The organism is Silvimonas terrae (assembly GCF_014202765.1).
GTDB lineage: Bacteria > Pseudomonadota > Gammaproteobacteria > Burkholderiales > Chitinibacteraceae > Silvimonas > Silvimonas terrae.
Map to the genome: position 1 here is coordinate 99,383 of NZ_JACHHN010000003.1, position 18,518 is coordinate 117,900.

Annotated in this window: 7 protein-coding genes; 2 read left to right on the forward strand and 5 right to left on the reverse strand. The window is 61.3% G+C overall.

What is annotated here, in order from left to right; all coding sequences use genetic code 11:
* Positions 1–7: 7 nt before the first annotated feature.
* The 5 genes from HNQ50_RS07760 to HNQ50_RS07780 are packed head-to-tail and all read right to left on the reverse strand — an operon-like array spanning position 8 to position 16,344.
* Complete coding sequence (locus tag HNQ50_RS07760; RefSeq protein WP_184099309.1) at positions 8–2,104, reverse strand: site-2 protease family protein; 2,097 nt, start codon at positions 2,102–2,104, stop codon at positions 8–10.
* Positions 2,105–3,463 carry an efflux RND transporter periplasmic adaptor subunit gene (locus HNQ50_RS07765; RefSeq protein ID WP_184099311.1) on the reverse strand — a complete coding sequence of 453 codons (1,359 nt, stop codon included), beginning with the start codon at positions 3,461–3,463 and terminating at the stop codon, positions 2,105–2,107.
* Positions 3,460–4,230 carry an efflux RND transporter periplasmic adaptor subunit gene (locus HNQ50_RS07770; protein ID WP_184099312.1) on the reverse strand — a complete coding sequence of 257 codons (771 nt, stop codon included), beginning with the start codon at positions 4,228–4,230 and terminating at the stop codon, positions 3,460–3,462. Before HNQ50_RS07770 ends, HNQ50_RS07765 begins: the two co-directional genes overlap by 4 nt.
* The gene (locus tag HNQ50_RS07775) at positions 4,205–5,761 is read right to left on the reverse strand and encodes a TolC family protein (protein WP_221303070.1); all 1,557 of its coding nucleotides are present in this window, start codon (positions 5,759–5,761) and stop codon (positions 4,205–4,207) included. The genes HNQ50_RS07770 and HNQ50_RS07775 overlap by 26 nt, the downstream gene beginning before the upstream one ends.
* A complete protein-coding gene (locus HNQ50_RS07780) occupies positions 5,758–16,344 on the reverse strand; it encodes a cadherin-like domain-containing protein (protein WP_184099314.1) in 10,587 nt (3,528 codons plus the stop codon). The genes HNQ50_RS07775 and HNQ50_RS07780 overlap by 4 nt, the downstream gene beginning before the upstream one ends.
* A gap of 455 nt (positions 16,345–16,799) precedes the next feature.
* Here HNQ50_RS07780 and HNQ50_RS07785 point away from each other — a divergent pair, with 455 nt between their 5' ends.
* Positions 16,800–17,570 (forward strand): DUF2092 domain-containing protein, encoded by a 771-nt coding sequence (locus HNQ50_RS07785; protein ID WP_184099316.1) that lies wholly within the window; start codon positions 16,800–16,802, stop codon positions 17,568–17,570.
* A 10-nt stretch (positions 17,571–17,580) separates the two neighbouring features.
* Positions 17,581–18,096, forward strand: a complete 516-nt coding sequence (locus tag HNQ50_RS07790; RefSeq protein WP_184099318.1) for a hypothetical protein — start codon at positions 17,581–17,583, stop codon at positions 18,094–18,096.
* Positions 18,097–18,518: the final 422 nt, after the last annotated feature.

Consider the following 18,518-nt stretch of genomic DNA (forward strand, 5'->3'; position numbering starts at 1 on the left):
ACCCGCACTAAAACCCGCTCTCCCGCAATAATGCCGCGAGCAGATGTGCGCCTGTCTCTGCCAGCACGCTGCGGCGCTGGCCCTGAATCTGCAATTGTCCCCGCGTTTCCCACTGGCTGGGCGGCGGCGTGTCCAGCTGCACCAGAACGTGAAACACCGCCGGATTGGGCACCAGCGTGTCGCGCTCTGTCGCCACCGGAATTGGCCCTTTAAAACGTGAGGCCAGCATGGCGTGGTCCAGTTGTTTGACCCGGGTACTGCTGATCGAGATCACCGTACCGGCCAGCACCGCCGTTTGCCCCACCGGATAGAAGCGCACAGGATTACCCGTGGCGATTTTCTGCAGATCGTCCTGGCGGACATAGGCATCCACTTGCCAGTGTCTGGGGTCGATCAACACGCCTATGGGCGTTTTGGCATCGATCCACTGCCCTTTGCGCCAGGCGGGGTCCACATCCATCCACTGTCCGGAAAAAGGCGCATTGAGGGTGAGCCGGGCCATTTCCAGCTGCGTGGCTTGCGACTCTTTTTGCTGGACGTTAATACGCTGTTGCGTGGCCACTTGTTGCTCCAGCCCCTCGGTATCCGCAATCAACCCGGCCAGGCGTGCTTCATAGCCGCGCAACCCGGCTTCACTGCCTTGCATGCGCAACGCCAGATCGGGTTCTTGCATGACCATGAGCGTGTCACCGGCAGCAACCGTGCCGCCCGCATGAATCTGCTGGATCAACGCCGGGAACGGCACAAACACGCGCAATTGGTGGGCGGAGCGCGCCACCCCCACCGCCGCCACCTGGCTACGCCACGGCAACGCCAGCAGCACGATCACCAGCCCGAGCAACAGCCAGAACCCTGCACGGCGATTGGCGCGAATGCGAGCGCGGTTGGCCCACCAGTATTTCAATTCACGGAGTATCGGCATCACGATGAACCAGGTGATTTCCACGCCAAACAAAAAGATGCCCAGCAGTTTGAAAAAGAAAAAATACACGGTCGCCGCGATACCCAGGAACAGCACCAGCCGGTACAGCCAGGTTAAAAACTCGAACACAATCAGCAAGCGGCGCTGGGTGCGTGGCAAGGCTTCTGGCCAGGGTTCATCCAGCCCCCACAAGCCACGCCGGATGGCGACCCTGGCCAGCGCGGAGGCCCGCTCGTGCAGGTTGGGGAAATCCAGCAAGTCAGAGAGGATGAAATAGCCATCAAAGCGCATGAACGGGCTGGCATTCAGGCCCAGCGATAACACCCAACTGGTGGTGGCCAGGTACAACATGGCATTGCGCCATGCACCGGGATCACTGAGCGCCCAGGCCAGCGTCGCCAGCCCGGCAATGGCCAGTTCACACAAGATACCGGCCGAGGCAATGGCCAGCCGCTGGCGCGCACTGCGCAGCTTCCAGCTCTCGCCCGTATCCGTGTACAACATGGGAAACAACACCACAAACGCCACGCCCATATGCGCCACCCGCAAACCCAGCCGGGTAGCCACCAGCGCATGCGCCAGTTCGTGCATGGCTTTGGCAAAGGCCAGCGCCAGCGCAAAGCTCAACAAGCCATTGACCGAGAATGACTCCACCACCGCCGCGGAAAAGGTATCCCACTGATGCAGGGCCAGCATCACGCCCAGCAAACCCAGTGCAATGACGAGGCCCGCCATCAACGGCGTAAACAGCCAGTTGAGATGGCGCACCAGGCGGGTCAGAAAGTCCTGCGGGCGCAAAAGCGGTATGCGGAAAAACAGGTAGTGGTGCAAAAACCAGCGCCAGCTCAGCCCACTTTGGGCGCTTTGGCGTTGTTGCAACCGGGCCAGCCCCGCCGCCGTGGGCCGGAGCAGTTGATGTTGCTCCAGAAACTGCCGGAACCCGACAACCTGTTCCAGATCAGGCTGGAGCGCGGTCTGGGCCGCGATATCGGCACAGATTTGCGCCGGTGGCAGGGCCCAGCGCAGCAGAAATTCAAACTCCAGCCAGCCGATACGGTAGAAGCGGTTCAGCACGGTATCCTGAATCACCCAGCTGGGTTCGCCATCTTTGCCGGTGGCCGCCTCAACCAGTTTGAGGTCTTCGCGCAGGGGCGGAAACGGCAGTGTGGGGTCGAGTTCCATTTACCAACCCGTAAAGGCGCGGGCGGCAGCCAGCGGCCGGCGTAGCAGGTAGTAGCCCAGGCTGACTTTTTGTCCGTACAGTTTGGCCGTGCCATGCAGACCCAGCCGGGCGTGTGCCGGCTTGCCGTCGATACTCGCCAGTAACCGGTAGGCCACCACACCATCATCGCCGGTTCTGGCCTGGTAACTGGTTTGCAGAATCTTGCCGTGCAGGGGCGCCAGCGGGTAGGCGGTGAGGTAAAGCGTGACTTCTGCGCCAGGTTCCAGCGCAATGGCGTCGGCCACCGCCAACTGGATCAGGATGGCCGGTCGGGTGGGGTCGGCCAGTTGCAGAATGCGTTCACCGGTTTGCACCGGTTTACCCAGCCAGTCATTGGGATCGCTAAAGACCGCCACGCCGGCCTCGGGTGCCAGCACCTGGGTGCGCTCAAGCTGCGCCGCCACGGCGGCCAGTTCTGCCCGGCGTTGTTGTGCCGTGCCGGCCAGCACGGTCAGATCACTTTTGCTTTGCGGGTTATCAAACGCACGCTGACTGGCAGAGAGCAGTTCTGCATCCGCGACCGCGACTTGCCGCGTCAGTACCTCTACCCGGCTGCGCAGCGAGGTCTCATCCAGCGTGAACAGCAAATCGCCTTCGGCCACTGGCTGGTTGGGTCGCACAGCCATGCGGGCGATAACGCCATCAATGGGCGAGCTGATAACCCGCGCATCGCTGGAGATAATTTCTGCCGGGGCCAGCACGGTCTGCGGCACCGGAATCAACAGCAATGCACCCAGCACCACCAGCCCGATCAACACCTGTTTGCGACCGGGCAGCCAGCGCCAGTGCCGTTGTTGCCGGGTCAAGGCCGACCAGCAGTAGGACCAGGTCTGGCGCACACCCTGTAATAGATCTTCCAGCGCCAGCGCGGGGGGCTCATCGAGCAGCACAAACAACAAACCCAGCCGCTTTTCACCGGTTTTTTGTACCGGAACACACCACACGCCAGCGGGCCACCACTCGGCCCAGCCTTCGGCCATATCCGGGGGCAGATCCAGTGTTTCCCGCGCTAACCATTCGGGTTGATCGGTCGTCAGGCGGTCGGCCAGCCAGCGGCACGTCCGGTTTTGCCAGACGAGATAAGGCGAGTCTTCTGCCGGTTTGGCCAGACCAGAAATACAAAGCAGTTCCAGCCGGCTGCCATGTTCCGCAAACACCACCGCCTGGCGAAAATGCAGCAAAGCGTACAGATCGTTGGCCATGGTAAAGGCCAGCGCATTGAGTGATTCTGCCGCCAGCGCCCGGTCACGCAGGGCATCCAGGTGCAGTAGCAACTGCGGATGCGGCAGATTGGCGGTCGTGGGTGTGGGGGCGTTCATGGGGTATCGGCAAAGCTGGCTGTGCCGCTCATGCCCGCGATCAGTTCCGGGCTTTCCTTGTCCAGTTGCGCTTCAAGTTCCACCGTTTGCGCCACGGCATCCACGCGGGAGTTCACCGCGCTGATGCGGGCCGGGTAACTCTTGCCGGTTTCATGAATGTTCACATTCAGGTGCATGCCCGCTTTGAGTTTGGGCAACAAGGTGGATGGCACATTCAGCCGCACTTTCAGCGGGCCATCGCTGACCAGATCCACCAGCGGCGTGCCGGCGCTGATCGTCTGATAGGGTTTGACGTAGACCTTGGCAACGCGGCCGGCAAACGGAGCCAGCACTTTGCAATAGCCCAGTTGCGCCTTGGAGAGAGCCAGCGCGCCGTTGGCTTTTTCTACCTCGGTCTGCATGGTGGCAACCTCAATGTCGCCGGCGGCATTCAATTGTTGCAGGCTCTTTTTGGCCGCCAGATTCTGCCGGGCCATGTTTAACTCCGCCTTGGCGACATTGGCACGCGCCTCAACCTCCGCGCAATCCAGTTGCGCCAGCACTGCGCCCTTGCCCACCCGCTTGCCCAGGGTCAGGTGAAAGTCGCTCAGCGTGCCGTTCATTTGGGCCGACAGCGTGGTTTCCAGCCGGGGCGCCAGCAATACCCGAATGTCATCCGAGGTTTCGGCCGCTTTGGGCGGCGCAGTGGCGGCCAGGCTGGCGGAACACGCCACCGCCGCCAGCAGCGCCAGCCAGCGCCATTTACTGTGGCGCTGGTGCCGAGGCATCCACGGCGTGGGGCACGGCTTTTTCAGCGATGTCAGAACGAAGCTGCGGTGTTGCAGTGATCGTGGTTTTGATAGCTTGAGCGAGCGTTTTGATGTCATTTTTTTCGATGGAATCCGGCAATACGTCAAAACCAACCGAGTTATACAAACGCCCCCATGCGGCCTGGGCGTCTGAATACGCGGCCTCCCGTTGATAGCGCGACAGCAGATAACGCCCTTCGGCGCGGATGACCTCCAGTTCAGAACCAAACGAGGTGGTTTTGGCCGCACGGGCGTAATCCAGCAAACTGCCGTCCACGCGCAGACTTTCGTCAGCGAAGTCCATTTCCTGGCGGGCCAGCCGATAGCGCAGATTGCCAACGCGCACCTGCGTCAGAATCGCCATCGACAGCGCAATGCGACGCATATCGTCCGTGCGCGCCTGGGCATCTTGTTCGGCATTCAAAGCCGGGTACTGCAACAGCTTGAGCAGGTTGATCGAGACCTGCACCCCGACCTGTGACCACTGGTTGTTATAAAGGTACTGGTTGGAATCGTACTGGCCGCTCCAGTCCAGCCCCACGTTGGGCCAGAGTTGCGCCTTGGCAATTTTCAGATCGTTCTCGTTCACCCGTTTGCGATACCACTCTTCCATGATCTCCGGGCGGTGCTCCATGGCCAGCATTTCCAGCTTGTTTTCGCTGACATTCATGTCGGGCAACGTGGTTTCCTGTTCGTCGGCCAGGATCATGGGCGAGCCTGGCGGCAGCGACATCAAGGCCGCCAGTTCAGACTGGGCGAATTCCAGATCTTGCCGGCGCACCGTGAGTAAAGAGATGGAATCGAGCAAGGCGCGCTGATACGCCAGAATTTCCTGGCGGGGTAACAGGCCCTTTTTTTCTGCCACGCGCGCGGCATCCAGCGCGGTTTGCGTGCGCTTTAACAGTTGATCGACTTCCGGCTTGAGGCGTTGCGCGCCCAGGGCTCGCCAATAGGCGTTGCGGACGTCTTGCAGCACGTTTTGCGCCACTTTGCGGCGGCGCTCCTCAGCCATCAGAATCTGGTCGGACTTTTGCTGGGTGCGGTAATAGGCCACGCCAAAATCCAGCAGACTCCAGCTCAGCCCCAGTCCGCCCAAGGTGTGATAGCGCTGTTCCGAGGTGGATGGCCGCAAGCTGACCTGGCGGTCCTCAATGCCGATGGAGGTGCCGCCCGAATCATTGCTACGCTGGTTATAACCGGCCGAGGCCACCAGTTTGGGCAGCATTTCATAGGCGGACACATCCCGCATATTGGCCGCCAGTGCGCTTTCCATCAGCTTGAGGCGGTAGTCCAGGTTGTATTTCAGCGCGCGGGCGGCGGCTTCGTAAAAGGTGATGGGGCCGGTCACCGGTTCCTGGTCAGCGTACATCTTGACCTGGTCATCAATGACGCGCTGACGCATTTCATCGGCGGTGGCCGGCTTGGGTTGCATGGATGAACACGCCACCAGCAGCAAGCTACTACCAAGGACCAATGTCAGCGTGGCAGGGGGCTTCAACATAAGGGTCATGCCTCACTTTCCACGGGTTCGTGCGTTTGAATGGGCGGCAGCGCGGGCGCGGCCGCCTGCAATTGCGCCTTGAAGCCCTGGGCTACTTTCGGGGCTGGATGCTTGCCGTGCGGACGGGCAGGGTGTGCCGGATGCGCGGGACGATCCGGGGCATGCGGCGCGGCCGGGGCATTGCGCGTCAGTTCGTGACTGCCGACGGCAAACACGGAGGGGTCACTCAACAAGCCATCGGCAGTGAGATCAACCCGGCTGTGCCGACCCATCACCCAGGCATCGTTCTCTGCGTTTTCCAGGCTGCTGTCACGCACAGTGGTGGTTACGTACAAGCCGGGGATCACCCCCAGCCCGGCGCCAATGGAGGGGCTGATGGGGATCGGTTGGCCACCCATGCGCAAGTCGCTGCCATCGGCCTCCCAGGCAGAGACCGTCTGAACCAGTTCCGTTTGCTGGACGACCGGGGTCACAAACACCACCGGGTCAAGATTGCGAACCGGGATCGTGCGCGCCGGGTCGTTGTAATACGTGGTGCCGTTCGGGCCCGCACCCAGCACGTCAATGGGGGGTGACGGCGGAATATACGGGGCCGAGATATCCAGGTTGATGGTCAGCACGGCCTGATCGGTCGCGCCGGCCTGATCACTGACCGTATAGGTGAAGGTGTCATGGAGTACCTGCCCTGCCCCGGCCGCCTTGAGTACGTCCGGGTTGGTCATGTCGATCACATAGCTGTAACTGCCGTCTGCCTTGAGGGTGAGCGTGCCGTAATGGCCGGCGATGGGCTGCCCGATGGTGCCGGTGGTTCCAGGTACCTCTTTACCATCGGTATGGATGCCAACCACGGTGAGCTGATCGCCAGCGTCCACATCCGTGTCGTTGGGCAAGACATTGCCGGTGGCTTGCGGCGCGGGAGTCTGGTCGGTGGCGACATTGGTGTCGTCGTGCGCCACCGGATTGTCGTTGGCCCCCTGGATGCTGATGGTCAGATGTGCGACCGATTGCGCACCGGCGGCATCTTGCATCTGGTAGGTAAAGACCTCGGTCAGCGGCGTGCTGCCTGGCCGCAGCGCCTGCACGGTGGCGTTGTTGTTATCCACCACGTACTGGTAGCTGCCATCGGCATTGAGCGTCAATGAACCATAGGTGCCGGTCAGTGTGCTGCCGGCATTGGCGCTGGAACCGTTGCTGTTGCTGAAGGTGTCCACGGCTTTGGTTTCGCCATTGGCGACGCTATCCACATCAATATCGTTAGCCAGCACATTGCCGGTCGGATTGACCCCGGGCGCGCCGTTGTTGACGCCACCCGCTTCGGTCGCGGTGGCGGTGTCGTTCACGGCAATGGGGGTGTCGTTACGGCCGGAAATCACAATGGTCAAGGTGGCCGAGTCCGTCGCCCCCCACGGGTCAGAGACGACAAAAGTGAACTGTTCAGTGAGCGTTTGCGTTGGTGTACGCAAAGCTTGCACGGCCGGCAGATCATTGTTGAGCTCATAGGTCCAGGTGCCATCGCCATTGAGGACCAGCGAACCGTACTCACCCTGCAAGGGCGTCCCTGCCGTCACTGAAGGCGCGTTGGAGCCCTGGCCGCCGGTGTGCAGCGTAGTGACTTCCAGAACGTCATTGTCCGGGTCAGTGGCGCCGGTAAGCACGTTGCCGGTCGGGTTGCTACCAGGCGTGGTGTTATTCAGGCCGGCGGCCTCGACAGCCACCCCGCTGTCATTGACGGCCACCGGCGGATCATTGCGACCACGCACAATAATGGTCAGTTGCGCCACGTCGTGCAGGTTGCCGCTGTCGGTCAGTTGATAGGTAAAGTTCTCCAGCCGGAATTGCGTACCGGTCAGGCTCTGCACCGTCGGGTTGTTGATGTCGATGATATAGCTGTAAGAGCCATCTGCGCCGATGGTCAGCGTGCCATAGGTGCCCACCAGGGTCAGGGCATTGCTGGTGCTGGTACTGCTTGCAGTCACCGCAGACAGTGTGGGGCTGGATGCGGTGGCCCCCACCGCGGCGCCAGTGACCGTCAGATGATCGTTATGATCCACGTCCGTGTCGTTGTTCAGCACATTGCCATTGGCATTCACCGGGGTGCCGCTACCATTGTCGGCAAGTGCGTAGTTCAGATCGGTGTGGCCCACCGGCGCGTCATTGGCGCCGTGGATGGTGATTTGTAACTGGGCGCTCGCCTGGGCCCCGGCGGTATCGTGCAGGCGATAGCTGAAGGTGTCGGCCAGGCTTTCCCCCGGCGCCAGGGCATTGACGGCGGCCAGGCTGTTATCGACCACATAGGTGTAGCTGCCATCCGTGTTGAGGGTCAGCGTGCCGTACTGCCCGGTAACGCTGGTGGGGCCGGTCACCGCATTGAAGCTGCCGCTGGTGCCAACGCCATCGACCGTTTTGCTGTCGCCCGCGTCCACATCGGTGTCGTTGGTCAGTACATTACCGATGGCGTTGCTGCCGGGCGTGCCGTTGTTGGTGCCCCCCGCTTCGGTGGCATCGCCGGTGTCGTTGACGCCGACCGGGGCATCGTTCTGACCGGTGATGGTGATCGTCAGCGTGGTGGTGGTGGTGGCGCCATGGCTATCGGCCACGGTATAGGTAAAGCTTTCCGTGAGCTGGTCACTGGCGGTACGCAGCGCCTGCACCGCAGCGTTGTTGTTATCCACCGTGTAGGTGTACTGGCCGTTGGCGGCCAGGGTCAGGCTGCCGTAGGTGCCAACCAGTGCGCTGCCCACGGTGCCGGTCGTGCCGCCGCTGGTCTGGATGCCGGTGACGCTGATGGCGTCGCCGTCCGGATCCGCATCGTTGGTCAGGACGTTGCCGCCGGGGTTAACGCCAGCGGTCTGGTTGTTGACGCCGCCCGCTTCCACGGCGTGCGCGGTATCGGGGTTGGCGACAGGTGGGTCGTTGACGCCGGTCACGGTGACAACCAGTTGCGCCGTATCGGTCAGCCCTTCCGTATCGGTGATCTGATATGTAAACGTCTCCGTCAGCGTGGCTCCGGCCGGCAGTGCGCGGACGGCCGCATTGGTGCTGTCGACGTCATATTCATAACTGCCGTTGGCGCCAAGGTGCAGCGTGCCATAACTGCCTGTGAGGCCGAGCCCGTTGGCGGACGTACTGCCTGCCGTCACCGCAGACAGCGCGCCACCGGCGCTTTCCGGCCCGGTGCGGGCGCCGGTCACGGTGAGCGCGCCAGCCACCTGATCCGGCGCATCCACATCAGAATCCACGCCGTGACCGTTGTCGTCGGTGATGACGTTACCAATAGGGTTCACCGGATTTACGCCCAGCAGGGCCGACCCCGCCGTCGCGCTGGCGGTGTTATCCGTGGCCACCGGGTTGTCGTAACTGCCGTGTACATTGATGGCCAGATTGGCCAGCGCGCTCAGGCCGCCAGCATCGGTCACCTGGTAGCTGAAGTGATCAACCAGCGGGGCGGAGCTGGGCACCAGCGCTTGTACGGTGGGGTTGCTGTTATCGACCACATAACGGTAGGTGCCATCCGCCCCGATGATCAAGGTGCCGTAAGTACCCACAATCTGCGTGCCATTGGCGCTGGTGGTGCCACTGTTCACGGTGGTCAGCGGGCTGCTGTCGCTGGCGACGGTATTGCGGACGCCGGTGACATGCAGCACTTCGCCATTGGCGGCGCTATCAACATCAGTGTCATTGGTCAGCACATTGCCGGTGGCGTTGCTGCCGCCGCTGCCATTGTTCACCCCGCCCGCCTCCGTGGCGTTGCCGGTGTCATCCACCCCGACCGGCGTGTCGTTGGCGCCGTGAATGGTAATGGTGATGGTCGCGGTGGCGTGCGCGTTGCCGGTGTCCGATAGCGTGTAGGTGAACGTATCGGTCAGGGTCTGGCCGAAGGTGCGCAGCGCCTGCACGGCCGGATCGCTGTTGTTGACGGTGTATTCGAAACCCCCGCTGGTATTGACGAACAAAGAGCCGTAAAGGCCGGTCACGATGTTCCCGGCGCCAGCGGGCAACAGCACCGTGGGGCCGCCCGGCGCCTGGATTGAAATCACGCGCAGACTATCGCCGTTGGTGGCGATATCCACATCGGTATCGTTGGTCAGCACATTGCCCCGCGGATCAATGCCGACGGTGGAGTTATTGGTGCCACCCGCCTCGGTGGCGCTGGCGGTATCGTTCACGCCAACCGGCGCGTCATTGACTGCGGCTATATTGATCTGCAAGGTGTTCTGGGTAATCAGCGCATCGCCCGGTTCGCCCGGAATGCCGTTGCCGTTATGGTCACCAAAGTTGCCGTTATCGTTGGTGGTGATGGTCAGCGTATCGCTGCCGTTGTAATTGAGGTTGCCCAGGTAAATCAGCCCGGCCAGCGCAGTATTGATGTTGGTGGTGGTGCCCGAGAGGGTCAGCGTGCCGCTGTTTTGCCCGGTGATGGTGACCCCCGCCACCGCCGCCATGGAGAGCGTGCCGTGGGCGACACCCAGCGTCACCGACATGGTGCCGTTACCGGCGTCCACGTCGCTGATGCTCACGCCGGTGATCGGCAATGGCGTATCTTCCTGCCCGGCTGGCGCGCTGGGCAGGTGGTTGACCGGCGCGTCGTTTTGTTCGACAAACCCGACATTGGCGGTGCCGGTGGCGGACTCACCCAGCGTGATATTCACCTGGCCCAGCGGGCTGGCGGCGTCGCTATCAATACGCACTGCCAGGTCGCCAATGGTGGGCGAGTAATTGCTGATCGTGGTCGGCGTGGTGATCCGGTACAGGCCCGCCGCCAGCACGCCAAACTGGTAATGGCCGCTGGCGTCCGTGGTGGTGGTAAAGGTCAGGTTGTCGGCGGTGGTGCTGAAATCGCCATCGACCCCGGCCCAGGTCAAGGTGACGGTCTGGCCGGCCAGGGCCGTGCCATCCGGCGTGGTGGAGGTGGTGGCAGAGAAGGTGTCGTCCCACAAGGTGCCGCTGATCACGCCCAGGCCCGCGCCTTCGGTCAGCACGTACTGGTTGGGGCCGCTGCCGCTGCCTGTGCGCTCGCCGGTGCTTCCCCCGGCTGCTCCCACGCTGGAGCCGCCCCAACTGGTAAAGCTGTCTGGCAAGCTGGTCCACGTCAGTTTGGCGGCGCTGCTGGCAATGGTGGCGGTGTTGGGCAATGTAATCTGGTAAATCAGTTTGACGCTGGTGCCCGGGTCCAACTGACTGAAATCGGCGGTGATGCTGTTGCCGGTGACCGAATAGGTAAAGCCCACGCTGCCCGGTACGCTATTGATGGCATAGGTGGTGCCGTTGATTTCCAGGCTCACTGCGGTCAGATTGGTGCCGCTGGGGTAGCCATCGGCCAGTTCGGCATTGAACGCGGGGACCGTGCTGCCGGCGGTAAAACTCACCGCCACGGTGGCCGTGCCGGTGGTGCCGGTCGGGTTAGGGTCAAACGAGGTGATTTGTTTGTTCAGGCCAGTCAGGCTGGGCTCGACCAGGTTTTCTGTCACCGCTTGCGAACTGGCCAGCGTAGTGCTGCCGGAAATATCTTTGGCCGACACCGCCAGCGCCGCACCCGCCACATTGGAAGCCTGATTGAGCACGCGGGCATTGAATTCCAGCGTAATGCCTTCCAGATCGGCATCGTTGTCCGGGTTATGCAGGTTGCCCAGGTTGAACGTCAGCACCTGATTGCCATTGGCATCGGTACTGATGGTGAGGTGGTTGGCGGTATTGAATACGCCGGTGGGCGCGGCCCCCGACAAATCCGGGGTAATGGCCGTGGCGATGGCGCTGTCCTGATTGCCATTGACCGCCAGCGTGCCACTGTTGATCAGATCCGTGAACGAGGTGGTAATGGCGCCCTGGTTGGAAATAAACGCGATATCCGTCGTGCCGTCATTCACAAACGCCAGGCCGTTTTGCAGCGTCACCTGCACCAGATAATCCCCGGTCGTTCCTTCTGCCACAACGGAACTCACGCGGTAGCGGATCACTTCACCAATGGTGACGTTTTCAGAAGGCGCGTTGGTGGGATTGGGCGCGGGCGTATCGGGCAAGCCGCCCACGCGCGAGATAATCACCGCTTGTGCAATCGGTACCACCTGGGTGGCCGCGCTGCGGTAGTCATTGAGCGCCCCGCTGTTCAATAACCCATCTGCGCCGGTGCGCTCGCCCGCCGGGTCGGCGGTGGTGTTGGAGGTGCCGTCCAGACTGGTCCAGCGCACGGTGGCCGTATTGCTGAACGATTGCTCGCCCGCAGCGGCCGCCACCACCTGGCCCGAGATATGCAAGGTAATCGAGCCCCCTTTGGCAATGTCGATATTGGCCCCGGCCAGCGTGCTCAGGGTATTGCCAGACAACTGGAAGTCCACGCCGCCATGATTGGTGGCGCCGTTCTGGTACAGCACGCCGCCTACCAGTTGCACATTGGTGAGCTCGGCGGGGATCACATCCTGCAGATTGAGATCGAACGCATCAAAATCAGTGGCGCTGGTGCCGTTGCTGATGGTGATGATGTATTCCACCGTGTCGCCGGCATCCACACCCAGACCAGGATCGGTGAGTAGCGTCTGGGTGATTTGCAACGTGGGTTCAACCACCACGGCGGTCGCCACCGGTGCGCTTTGGTTGACCGTGCGGGTGACGGGGGTGGCGCCGTTGGCGGTGTCACCATCCGGGTCGCTAAAGGTCAGCCGGGCGGTGCTGGGCAACTGGGTACCAGCCTGATTGCTGCTGACGTTGTCCGCCACCAGCTGCACGCGTATCACAAAACTGTTGTTGCCACTGACGTTGTCGGCCGTGGCGGTGGCGGCAGAGAAGGTCCAGTGCGCGCCAACGCCATCGTTGCCCAGGGTGCCGCCCGCACCGGTGAGCCCGCTGATGGTGACACTGCCGCCAAAGTCCGCGCCCAGTGCCGTGGTGCCCGCAGCCGTGGTGATCAACTGGTAACCCAGGCCGCCATTGAAGCTGGTATCCAGCCGCATGCCGGCCGGGATCAGATCATCCAGCGTGAGCGTTTGCGTGCTGCCTTCGGGCAGGGTGACGACGAGGTCGTACTGCATGCTCTCGCCAATCACCAGGTTGTTGCCGGTGGTGTGACTGGCGCTGGAGTCACCATCTGCCGCCGTGGTGCCGCCGCCGGCAAACACCACTTTGACATCGGGTGAGGAGACTTGCTCTGTGGTCGTGGCAATCAGGTCGGTGGGGGTGAAATCGGTGCCGCCTTCCACGCTGGAATAATGCGTTAGCGTGGCCGACGTTTGCAGGGTGGCCGCTGCTGCAATGGTGTTGATGGCTTTGACGTCATAGGTGATCACCACCACATTGCTGCCACTGGTATCCGCCGTGGTGCCAGTCCGGCCAGGCAAGAGCGACGCCACGCTGCCGGCATCCAGAAAAGTAATGGTGTTGCCACTGACGCTGTAATCCGTGCCCAGTACCAGCGCGGTGCCGTCGCCGCGATAAATTTGCAGATTGGCCGTGCCCAGCGCACCACCAATGAACTGCAAACTGGTAGGAATCGTCACCGTGGTGGCGACATCAAACGCCCCGCCCCCGCCCGCGTTTTCAATGGTGGTGGCCAGGCGTAGCGTATCGCCCGCGTCAATGCCGCTAATGCTGCCGGTCACGGTAGAAATATCCGTCACGCTCCCGGTAAAGGGCACGCCGCTGGTGCCCGGTGCGGCCCATGTGCCGGTGGTGCCGCTGCTGATGGTGCCATCTCCCGTGCGTGACACGACGCCTTGGGCAATGGTCAGCACTGGCTCGGCAATCGAGACAATCGGGGCGACGTCAGACGAAATCAGATGCTGCTGGGTGATGGTGGTGAGCTGGTCCGATTGGGCCAGCACATTGAAAGAGCGCTGATCCGCGTAGGGCTGATCCCCCACGCGCAAGGTAAAGGTCACCTCAATGCGGCTGCCGGTGGTGATCGACGTGGCAAAGTTGCCCAGGTTAAACACCACCGAATTGCCCGGGCCGGTGGTCACGCTATCGATAGCGCCGGCGTTGGTATTGCCCGCACCCAGTGCCCACGTGCCCGCGCCCGTCCCCTGGGTCCAGTTGATGCTGGTCAGATCAAACAGCGGCAACGGCAGATAGGCCGTCAGGTTCATGTGTTCGTAGTCGCCAGTGAGCAGGTCATAGCTCATCTGGAAGGTCACCACATCGCCAGGATTGAGCTCACCACTGGACGGAGGGGTGCCACCGTTGACCGAGGTAATGGCGATATCGACTGTGTCGGTGCCAATGGTGGTGTTGGTCGATGAATTATCCGTAGCAGAAAAACCGGACAGATTGACCTGATCGACCATGACCGTGGCGGTGGTGGTGGCGTTGTTGCCAAATGAATCGCCCTCGTTGATCTCGCTTTGGGCGTAGGTGCTGGTGTAGTGCTGATCGACCAGGGCGGTGTAATGGATACTGGCCGTGGTTGCCCCGTCCTGGTTGCTGTCAAATGCCAGATCCCCCACCAGCGCGCCCAGTTGCCCGGCATTGAGGACCGATGAAGCGATATTGAACTGGATGGTGGTGGTGCCGTCGGCGTTGACGGTGCTGGTCGCCACCAGGGCCACCGTTTGGGTCACGCCGTTCATGGTGAAGGTAAACGTGGGCGTGCCGGTCAGGGTTTGCCCGTCGCTCAGTTGATCGGTAATGGTGAACGAGCCATTACGCAGCAACGTCATCCCAAACGCGTAGTAATCCGAGATATTCAGATTCAGCGTATAGCCCAGCGTATCACCCGGGGTCACCCCGGCAGGCCCGATATCGTTCACGTCACTGACCTGCTTTTGTAGCGTGATTGATTTGGCCAGAAAACTGCCGCCGGAACCGTCGCCCGTGCCCGAGAAATCAATGGTGGTTTCGCCCGGAGGCAGATCACGCGGGTCGAGCGGCACCCAGGAGCCGGTGGCGGACGGTGCGCCAAAATCAATGGTGACGCTCGCGCCGGTCTGGGTATTGAGGACCGGCAAACCGGTGGCGTCACTTTCCGGCACATAAAAACTCACCACGATACTGGTGGGGCCGCTGAGGGTAGCGTAATGCACGGTATAGCTGCGGATAAACAGCGTGTTGCTGGCAATGGCCAGATTCATGGCCGTGGGATCAGTCAGCACGCTGCCATCTTGCATGGTCAGCGAGGTGAGTGTGCCACTGCCGGTATTGATGGCCGTGACCTGGACGTTACCCGGGATCGCCTGGGTTACCGTGACATCGGTCAGGGTCTGCCCGGCGGCCGGTGTGGCGGTGATGGTTTCCGAATGGACATAGTTGGGGCCCGTGGCCGTTTCGCCTTCCGGCATGTCGATCGTCTGGCTCAGTTTGACCAGGGTGGGGTGGATGGCCAGGCTGCTGGTGCTGGCCTCAACAATGCTTGGGTCCACGGTCGGGTTGTCCAGCGAATCATTGCCAAACTGGAACCCGGCCCGGGCCTGCACCGTCAGGTCTGGTGAACCGTTGGAAAAACTGGTGTCGGCCAGGTTGCTGAGTGTGGCGGTGACTTGCACGGCAATGGCGGGCTGAGATTGCGACACACTGGCAAACGGCAGTTCCAGTACAACCAGTTGATCCCCGGCCCGCAAGCCGTAGGTGGCCGCGTTGATCACCAGCGGGTTGCCGCTGCTGTCCTTGGCCAAGGGGTGCGTGGCATTGCCATTGGCGTCAAAAGTAATGACAAACGCCGTGACCGATTGCCCCAGATAACTGGCCGACACAAACGACAAGCCGTCATTGCCATCTTTGCCGGTGGCCGGCATGAACAGGTCTATGTACGGCGCATAGCCCACCTGGCTGGAACTGTTGGTGAGCGAGACATTGAAGGTCACCTGATCGCCCAGCAGGACGTTGTTGCTGGGGACAGAGATCGTCACCACCGGGCTGGCATTGGCGAGCAGCCCATCGTAGTGATCCAGCGCGCTGGCGCTCAGCGCAATGCTTTTGTCGATCACGCCGCTACTGGTTTCCAGGACCCAGTCACCGCCGGCAGCGCTGCTGCCCGTGGCATTGCTGGACGCCGCCACGCCCGCCCCGGTCAGATTGGCCAGGGTGTTGACCAGCGTCTTGCCCGCGACACCTTCACCCACATCGCAGCCATACAACAAGATGTCAGCACCGGGGTTGAGTTCGGCCCGCCAGCTATTGAGCGTGGCCGTCACTTGACCGAGGGTATCAGCAGTAAAGGTCTGGTTGCCCAGGGTAAATTGCCCCGCCGCCCCATGCGAGAAAATCTGGATGGAATCGACCTTGCCCAGGGACTGCAATGCCGCAGAAATGCTGGCCAGCGCATCATCACCGCTGTTGATGATCAGGGTTCTGGTGCCAGGCGGCAATTGCGTCAGCAACTGAGTGTAGTTATCCACGCGACTATCAATCACCACCAGATTGGTCTGGGTGGTGGGTGGCGTGCGCACCGCGCCGTCACGGGCTTCAACGGCGGGCGCGGGAAGATGATTGAGGGGGACATTGGCGCGGGCGGTGACCGCATGCTCTGTTGGGTGGCTGGTATCGCTGTGGTGCTGTTCCACCGCCGCCGCCACTGCACCGTCGAACAAAATGCGCGGCTCCAGTGCCAGCGCGTGGGAACGAGGGCGAAACAGCCCCTGTACAGAACCTGAATCCGGCTTGGCCAACATACCGTTTTACTCGCAGTTCCGGGTGCCAACCTGACACCCTGTCCACAGCCCTGTCGGCTGCTCACTCACACGCCCCTATTCGCCGCCTTGATCAAAGGTTTGGCTTGGCGAAACTGGAATTAATATAGGTTGTAAACAATATTTTTGCTGACTGACTCTTACAAGCCGTCATTTTCCTGAAAATATTCCAGTCGCATGCAAGCCGCATCCGGGCTTGATTCTGTGGCAAGAGCCAGTTCTGGCCACTGAGCTTGACGCCGCTCACCGACTGTTTTGCCAAAAAAATTACAAGCTCGTAATTATGGTGCTAGAACCCATGAGTATCGGCCGGTGTTTACTGCGGGGAGCCGGCCTATCTACCTGCCCCGCACATGCACCTCGCGCGTCGCACCAGACCTGCCCCTTGGGGCGCGTTACACCGTTTTTCCCCGTTTTTTTGATACCGGAGAAGGCAAATGACCTTGAGAGTAAAGCTGACAGGGCTGCTACTCATCCTTGTGACGTTGCAGGCCTGGGCTGAGGATGCGCCGGCGGCCGATGCATCCGCGCCTGCGGCCGTCGTCAACCCGCGCGTGATCGACAAACTGACCCAGATGGGTAATTACCTGCGCAGCCTGCCCAAGTTTGAGGTGGCGGCCGTGATCACCCACGACACGGTGCTCGATACCGGTCAGAAACTGCAAATGCAGGCCACGACCCGCTTGCTGGTTGAAGGCCACACCAAGCTGTACGCCTCGCTCGATAGCGACACCCAAAGCCGCCAGTTCTTTTTTAACGGCAGCAAACTCACCCAGTACTCGCCCGACCTGAAGTACTACACCACGGTCAACGTACAAGGCACCATCGCCACCGCCTTGCATGACCTGGAAGATCACTACAACCTCCAGATTCCCATGGAAGACCTCTTTTTGTTTGGCACGGACAAGTCGCAAGCCGATGCGCTGACCAGCGCGCTGTATGTCGGCCCGTCGCACATCAACGGCAAGCTGTGCGATCACCTTGCCTTCCGGCAAGAGGGCGCGGACTGGCAGTTGTGGATTACCCGCTCTGACAAGCCCCTGCCCTGCAAACTGGTGATTACCACCACGGACGATGACACCCGACCGGAATACAGCGCCGTGTACACATGGAACCTGCAGCCCGCCATCAAGGGCAATGCCTTTACCTTTGCGCCAGGCAAGAAGGACGTGGCCATCCCGTTAACCAAAGCAAGCGACAACGACTAAGGGGACGAACATGAAATCCAGAACTCGTATCGCATTCTTGCCTTTGATGACGGTGGCACTCATGACCGTGGGCATGGCGGATCTGGCCGATGCCGGGCCAGGTGTCAGAGGCAATGCCCGCGCCAGTGTGAACCACTCGGGTGGCGGCGGAGGTGGGGCGCACAACAATGGCAATGGCGGCAATCACTCGGGCAATCGCACCAACATCAACAACAGCCACAACACCGTCAATAACAACAACGTCAACGTTAATCGCGACGTCAACGTCAACGTGGAAAACAACAACCGCCATGGTTACGGCTACGACGATCACTATCACCCGGTCGCCACCGCAGCAGCGGTGACCGCGACGGTGGCCGTCACCTCAGCCGTGGTCGGTGCCATTCTGACGCCCTCGCAAATGCCCACCAGTGGCTGCGTTCAGGTCATGCGGGGTAACACGGCATATATGCAATGCGGCAGCACGTGGTACCAACCGCAATACCAGGGCAGCAACGTCACCTACGTGGTGGTGAACGCGCCTTGAGCCTGAGCGTTTGCGCGGGCCGTCCACGCATGAACTGATAAAAAGCCGGTGAGTTGATCACCGGCTTTTTCACGTGCAGCCCGGCGGATCAACCAACCCTTTAGCGCAGTCTTTAGCGTGTCCATTCACCGCAGCAAACCACCACCCCTTGCCACAAGGCAATCCGCGCGCTACTGCTACCCCCTCCTGCACACTTTGCGCTGCAACAACGTCCCTTCATACCATTTCACCAAAGCTTGACAAATGTAGTGCGTCTTTCCGGAAGTACAGAACTTTCTTGATTTTTGTCACGCGTCTTGCGTTTTCCTGCAGATTTTCCCGCCCCCTTCCCACTAGCATGAGCGCCATTGTGTAGTGATATATCAGATCACAACATGATGTGCCGGCCTCGCCGGATTGCACGCAGTCACCACAAACCGCTT